General features: G+C 70.1%; 6 protein-coding genes. 5 read left to right on the forward strand and 1 reads right to left on the reverse strand.

From position 1 onward, the window contains the following. Positions 1-399: SSI family serine proteinase inhibitor (locus F8279_RS28800; protein WP_151501618.1), on the reverse strand; the 399-nt coding region annotated here is incomplete at its 3' end. 409 nt (positions 400-808) lie between these two features. On the opposite strand from F8279_RS28800, the gene F8279_RS28805 reads away from it, so the two are divergent. The 5 genes from F8279_RS28805 to F8279_RS28825 form a co-directional block, all read left to right on the forward strand. Continuing rightward, positions 809-1,816, forward strand: coding sequence for an ABC transporter permease (locus F8279_RS28805; protein WP_151501619.1), 1,008 nt, complete (start codon positions 809-811; stop codon positions 1,814-1,816). 58 nt (positions 1,817-1,874) lie between these two features. Further along, the gene (locus tag F8279_RS28810) at positions 1,875-3,620 is read left to right on the forward strand and encodes an ABC transporter substrate-binding protein (protein ID WP_151501620.1); all 1,746 of its coding nucleotides are present in this window, start codon (positions 1,875-1,877) and stop codon (positions 3,618-3,620) included. Between the two features lie 63 nt (positions 3,621-3,683). Further along, positions 3,684-4,673, forward strand: coding sequence for an ABC transporter permease (locus F8279_RS28815; RefSeq protein WP_091418347.1), 990 nt, complete (start codon positions 3,684-3,686; stop codon positions 4,671-4,673). A gap of 16 nt (positions 4,674-4,689) precedes the next feature. Then, entirely contained in the window at positions 4,690-5,754 is a 1,065-nt protein-coding gene (locus F8279_RS28820) for an ABC transporter ATP-binding protein (RefSeq protein WP_151501621.1), read from the forward strand. Next, positions 5,751-6,207, forward strand: a 457-nt coding sequence (locus F8279_RS28825) for an ATP-binding cassette domain-containing protein (RefSeq protein ID WP_151501622.1), incomplete at its 3' end; no start/stop codon positions are given. The genes F8279_RS28820 and F8279_RS28825, both read left to right, overlap by 4 nt.

Raw genomic sequence — 6,207 nt, forward strand, 5'->3', positions numbered from 1 at the left:
GAAGGTGAAGAGGGTGGCGGTGGTGCGCTGCATCAGGCAGGGGTTGGCGAACGTCCGGGTGTAGGAGACCGGGCGGTCCTGCCAGAAGCCCACGGCACGCGCGACGACCGGGGCGTACTGGGAGGTGCACGGCGCGCCGTCCACGTCGAGCGCGTCCAGGTCGCCGTCGACGCGGGCGACGAGCCGGCAGGCGGTGATCGGGTCGGGGTGCAGGCCGCCGGTGGGCCCGCAGGTCAGCACCGTGGCGCGCACGTCGGCGCCGTCGTCGACGGTGAGCAGCAGCACCGAGGGCGTCTCGGGGCCGGGGCGCGGCGCGGCGTCCGCCGGGGAGGCCGGCACGGCGAGGCCGCCGAGCGCGGCGGCCAGGGCCAGAGCGGCGGTACGTCGGGCGAAGGGCATGGGTGGTCCTTCCGTCGGGGCCCCGGGTGAGGGCCGGTGGACGGCCCGGCACGTCGTGCGAACCGGACCGCCGAGAACCCTAGGTGGACGGTGTGAACGCGAAGAGTCACGAAGTGTTACACCGGCCAGCCGAACGGTCCGCTCGGTGTGACATCGGCGTACGGGAATGCCCGAACGGCTGACAACCGCCTGAATGCCTTGCGGCAACGCATTCCGAATTTGCGGAACGGCTACCCTGAAAGGCTGACAACCGAATCGCTCCGTTATTGCGCCGATGCATTCCGTACGCCGGATCGTTGTCAATGAACGACAACCGGAACGGCCGTTACCGGACCGATTCCTTTCGGTGCCCGGAAGCGCATTACCGTCGGGTGGCAGGGCGTTTTCGTCCCCATCGGGAGGACTGCTCATGAGCGAACTGTCGCACCCGCCGGCCGCTCCCGGCCCCGTCATCGAGGCCGTCCCCGGCCCCGCCGGCCGGCCCGCAGAATTCGTCGGCCGGTCACCCGGCCAGCTCGCCTGGCTGCGGCTCAAACGCGACCGCACGGCCCGCGCCAGCGCCGTCACGCTCGCCGTCGCCGCCCTGGTCGCGCTCGGCGCGCCACTGCTGGGACGCCTCACCGGAATCGACCCGACCGACAAGTTCGCCGACCGGCTCAACGATTTCGGAATGCCGATCGGGTACGCCGGCGGAATCAGCGCCGACCATTGGCTGGGGCTCGAACCCGGCAGTGGCCGGGACATCCTGATGCAACTGGTCTACGGCCTGCGGACGTCCCTGTTCATCGCGTTCACCTCGGCGCTGGTGGCAACCGGAATCGGTGTCGCGGTGGGTGTGCTGGCCGGGTGGGCAAGAGGCTGGCTGGACAGCGCCGTCAACTGGCTGATCGACCTGACCCTGGCGTTCCCGTTCCTCATCTTCGCGCTCGCGGTCATCCCGATCCTCCAGGACCGCTTCTACTCCGACCGGGAGGCGCCCTCGCCGGCCTTCCGGGTGGCCCTGATCGTCGCCACCTTCGGGCTGTTCAGCTGGACGTACACCGCGCGGCTGGTCCGCGGGCAGGTGATCTCGCTGCGGGAGCGGGAGTTCGTCGACGCGGCCCGGGCCGCCGGCGCCGGCACCGCGCACATCCTGCTGCGGCAGCTCCTGCCGAACATCTGGGCGCCGATCCTGGTCACCGTCTCGCTGATGGTGCCGCAGTTCATCGCCATCGAGGCGGCACTGGCGTTCGTCAACATCGGCGTCACCGAACCCACGCCCGACCTGGGCCGCATGATCTTCAACAGCATCGGCTACGTCGCGAGCGACCCCTGGTACACCCTGTTCCCCGGGTTGACGGTCTTCCTGCTGGTCCTGGCGTTCAACCTGCTCGGTGACGCGCTGCGCGACTCGCTGGACCCCCGCTCCACCCGGTAGTCCCCCACGGCCATCAGTGCCCGGCCGGCGGGGGCCGCCGGGCAGGAAGGAGCACACCGTGCGCGCACGAACCCGGACACTGACAGGTGTCCTCGCCGCGGCGGCGCTGGCCGCCGCCGGCTGCAGCCCCACCACCGACGGTGGCGGCGGCGACGACCAGAAGACCAAGACCCAGAGCGGCTCGATCTCGTACGAGGCCGCCGACAACCAGGGCCCGGCGAAGGACGTCGACGGGGCGACCCGCGGCGGCACCCTCACCGTCATGCAGCCGGCCGACTTCGAGCACCTCGACCCGGCCCGCAACTACGTCAACGTGCAGCAGGTCGCCGGCGGGCTGCTCTACCGCGCGCTCAACGGCTACAAGGAGGACGGCACCGGCAAGCTGCTGCTCGTCGGCGACCTGGCCACCAACCCCGGCAAGGACGTGAACGGCGACTGCAAGGTCTGGGAGTTCACCCTGCGCGAGGGCGTGAAGTACGAGGACGGCACGCCCGTGTCCAGCAAGGACGTCGCCCACGGCATCGCCCGGTCGTTCGCGGCGAACCTCAACGAGGGCCCGCACTACATCCAGCAGTGGCTCTACCCGGGCGGGGCGTACAACGCCACCTACAAGGGCCCGTACGACGGTGGCAAGCCGGTGCCCGACGGCGTCGCCACCCCCGACGACCGGACCATCCGGTTCACCTTCCCGCAGCCGCACTGCGACCTGCCGTACGCCGCGGCGCTGCCCACCAGCGCGCCCGTGCCCGCCGCCAAGGACACCCGCGCCAACTACGACCTGCGGCCGTTCTCGTCCGGGCCGTACCGGGTGAAGTCCTACCAGCGCGACGTGTCGCTGGAGCTGGAGCGCAACCCGAACTGGGATCCGGCGACCGACCCGATCCGCAACGCGTACCCGGACGCGATCCGGATGACGTTCGGCCTGGAGCAGGCGCAGATCGCCGAGCGTCTGGTCGCCGACGGGCCGGCCGACCAGGCGGCGCTGAGCTGGTCGGACGTGCCACCGTCGGTGCTGCCCCGCACCACCGGCGCAGGCGTCTCCGAACGGGTCGTGCGCGGTCCGACGCAGTACAACTGGGTGCTGAGCATCAACACCCAGCGGGTCACCGACCTGGGCGTACGGCGGGCGCTGAACTACGCCGTCGACAAGGACGCGCTGCTCAAGGTGCTCGGCGGGCAGGCCGCCGGCTCGCCGGCGACCACGCTCATGTCGCCCACCACCGCCGGTTTCGTCCCGTACGACCTGTTCAACGGCCCGGTCACCGGCGACAAGGCCAAGACCGCCGAGCTGCTCGCCGGCAAGCGGCCGAAGCTGGTGCTCGCCCACTCCAACCTGGAACTGCGCACCCAGCAGGCCGAGGCGCTGCGCAAGAACCTCACCGACATGGGCTTCGACATCGTGATGAAGCCGATCGACAACAGCAGCTACTACGACGAGGTCGGCCGCAAGGACAACCCGTACGACATGTACCTCACCGGCTGGGGTTCGGACTGGCCCACCGGCTCGACGGTCATCCCGCCGGTCTACGACGGGCGGGAGATCGTGGCCGAGGGCAACCAGAACCTGTCGTACCTCAACGAACCGGCCGTCAGCGCGGAGATCGACCGGGTCCGCGACCTGCCGGCCGCGGAGCAGGACGCCGGCTGGATGGCGCTCGACCGCATGATCATGGAGAAGTACGCCCCGGTCGTGCCCTGCTACTACGACGCCACCTACGAGCTGCACGGCTCGAAGGTCGGCAACGCCTTCCTCAGCGACGCGTTCGGGATCATCTCGCTCAACGGCATCTACGTGAAGAAGTGACAGCCGCGCGGGGGCGGCGGCCACGGCGGCCGTCCCCGCGCCGACCTCGGGGGAGGTGCTCCCGTGCTCCGTTTCGTCGTACGGCGGCTGCTCGTCGCCGCCCTGACCCTGGTCGTCATCAGCCTGGTCACGTTCGGTCTCTTCTTCGCGGTGCCGAGCAGCCCGGCGAAGGTGATGTGCGGCAAGAACTGCACGGCCGAGGACATCGCCCAGGTGGAGCGCCGGCTCGGCATCGACCAGCCGCTGCCCCGGCAGTACGCCGACTTCGTGCACGGCGTCTTCGCCGGCCGCACCTACGGCGAGGGTGACTTCCGGCAGGACTGCCCGGCGCCCTGCCTGGGCTACTCGTTCCGCAACAACCAGCCGGTCACCGAGATCGTCGCCCAGCGGGCCCCGGTGACGTTCAGCATCGTCCTCGGCGGCGCCGTGCTCTGGCTCGGCCTCGGCGTATCGCTCGGCATGGTGTCGGCGCTGCGCCGGGGTACGGCGTTCGACCGCGCCGCCATCGGCGTCACGCTGGCCGGGGCGTCCATGCAGGTCTACTTCTTCGGGCTGATCCTGCTCTACCTGCTCGTCTACTCCACCGGCCTGCTGCCGTTCCCCAGCTACACCCCGCTGACCGAGAGCCCGCTGCGCTGGGCGGCCGGGCTGCTGCTGCCCTGGATGACGCTGGGTTTCCTCAACTCGGCGCTGTACGCCCGGCTGTCCCGGGCGCAGATGCTGGAGACGCTGTCGGAGGACTTCGTCCGTACCGCGCGGGCGAAAGGGCTGCCCGCGCGGAAGGTGCACACCCGGCACGCGTTGCGGGCGGCGATCACGCCGATAGTCACGATCGCCGGGCTGGACATCGGCACCAGCCTCGGCGGCACGTTCATCACCGAGACCATCTTCGGCCTCCAGGGTCTCGGCAAGGCGACGGTGGAGGCGGTGCAGTTCCTCAACCTGCCGGTGGTGATGGCGACGGTGCTGCTGGCAGCGGTGTTCATCGTGGTCGCCAACATCGTCGTCGACGTGCTGTACGCGGTGATCGACCCACGGGTCCGGCTGAGCTGAGGGGGAGGGATCGGACATGGTGGAGCTTCCGGCGCCGCGGCGCGGCGAGGGCCCGTACCTGCGGGTCAGGGATCTGCGGGTGCGGTTCGACACCGAGGACGGTGTGGTGCGGGCCGTGGACGGGGTGTCGTTCGCGGTGGAGCGGGGCCGCACGTTGGGGATCGTGGGGGAGTCGGGGTCGGGTAAGAGCGTCACGTCGCTGGCGATCCTGGGTCTGCACAACGCGAAGCGCACGACCATCTCGGGGGAGATCTGGGTGGGTGGGCGTCAGCTGGTGGGGTTGGGTGAGGAGGAGGTGCGGCGGCTGCGGGGCCGGGACATGGCGATGGTCTTCCAGGATCCGTTGTCGGCGTTGCATCCGTACTACTCGGTGGGTCGGCAGATCGCTGAGGCGTATCGGGTGCATCATCCGAGGGCGGGTCGGCGGGAGGCGCGGACGCGGGCGGTGGACATGCTGGGCCGGGTGGGGATTCCGCAGCCGGGGAAGCGGTTCGATCAGTATCCGCATGAGTTCTCGGGTGGGATGCGGCAGCGGGCGATGATCGCGATGGCGTTGGTCAACGACCCGGACCTGCTGATCGCCGACGAACCGACCACCGCCCTGGACGTGACGGTGCAGGCGCAGATTCTGGATCTGCTCAGTGATTTGCAGGAGGAGTTCCGGTCGGCGATCGTGTTGATCACCCATGACCTGGGTGTGGTGTCCCAGGTGGCTGATGACGTGTTGGTGATGTACGGCGGTCGGGCGGTGGAGCACGGGAGTGTGGAGCGGGTGTTGCGGGCGCCGCAGCATCCGTACACGTGGGGGTTGTTGTCGAGTGTGCCGTCGTTGCACGGTGACGCGGACGCGGACCTGGTGCCGATCCCGGGCAACCCGCCGTCGTTGATCAATCTGCCGTCGGGGTGCGCGTTCCACCCACGCTGCCGTTGGGCCGACGTGAACGGCGACCGGTCCCGCACGGAGGTGCCTGAGCTGCGGGAGGCAGGCACGCCGGGACATCTGGTTGCCTGCCACCTGTCGGCGGCCGACCGGGAGCGGATCTACCGCGACGACATCGCCCAGGTGGGGGTGGCCCGATGAGCACCGAGACCGAGCCGTTGCTGTCGGTGCGAGGGCTGACGAAGCACTTCCCGGTGCGGCAGGGTCTGCGCGCCCGGGGTGCGGTGCGGGCGGTCGACGGGCTGGACTTCGACGTGCGGCCCGGCGAGACGCTCGGGCTGGTGGGGGAGTCGGGGTGTGGGAAGACCACGACCGGGCGGATGCTGGTGCGTCTGCTGGAACCCACCGCCGGGTCGATCACCTTCGCCGGCCAGGACATCACCCGCGGCGGGCGTCGTGAGTTGCGCGCGCTGCGGCAGGACCTGCAGATCATCTTCCAGGACCCGTACGCGTCGTTGAACCCGCGGCACACGGTCGGGCGGATCGTGGCGATGCCGTTGCAGGTCAACCGGATCACCCCGCCCGGCGGCGTCAAACACCGCGTCCAGGAACTGCTGGAACTGGTCGGCCTGAACCCGGAGCACTACAACAGGT

This window comes from Micromonospora sp. AMSO1212t (assembly GCF_008868145.1).
Taxonomy (GTDB): domain Bacteria; phylum Actinomycetota; class Actinomycetes; order Mycobacteriales; family Micromonosporaceae; genus Micromonospora; species Micromonospora tulbaghiae.

What these genes read in the sequence shown, in the direction of transcription:
- F8279_RS28805 (WP_151501619.1), top strand. Translation starts at nt 809, where the DNA reads ATGAGCGAACTGTCGCACCCGCCGGCCGCTCCCGGCCCCGTCATCGAG.
- F8279_RS28820 (WP_151501621.1), top strand. Translation starts at nt 4,690, where the DNA reads ATGGTGGAGCTTCCGGCGCCGCGGCGCGGCGAGGGCCCGTACCTGCGG.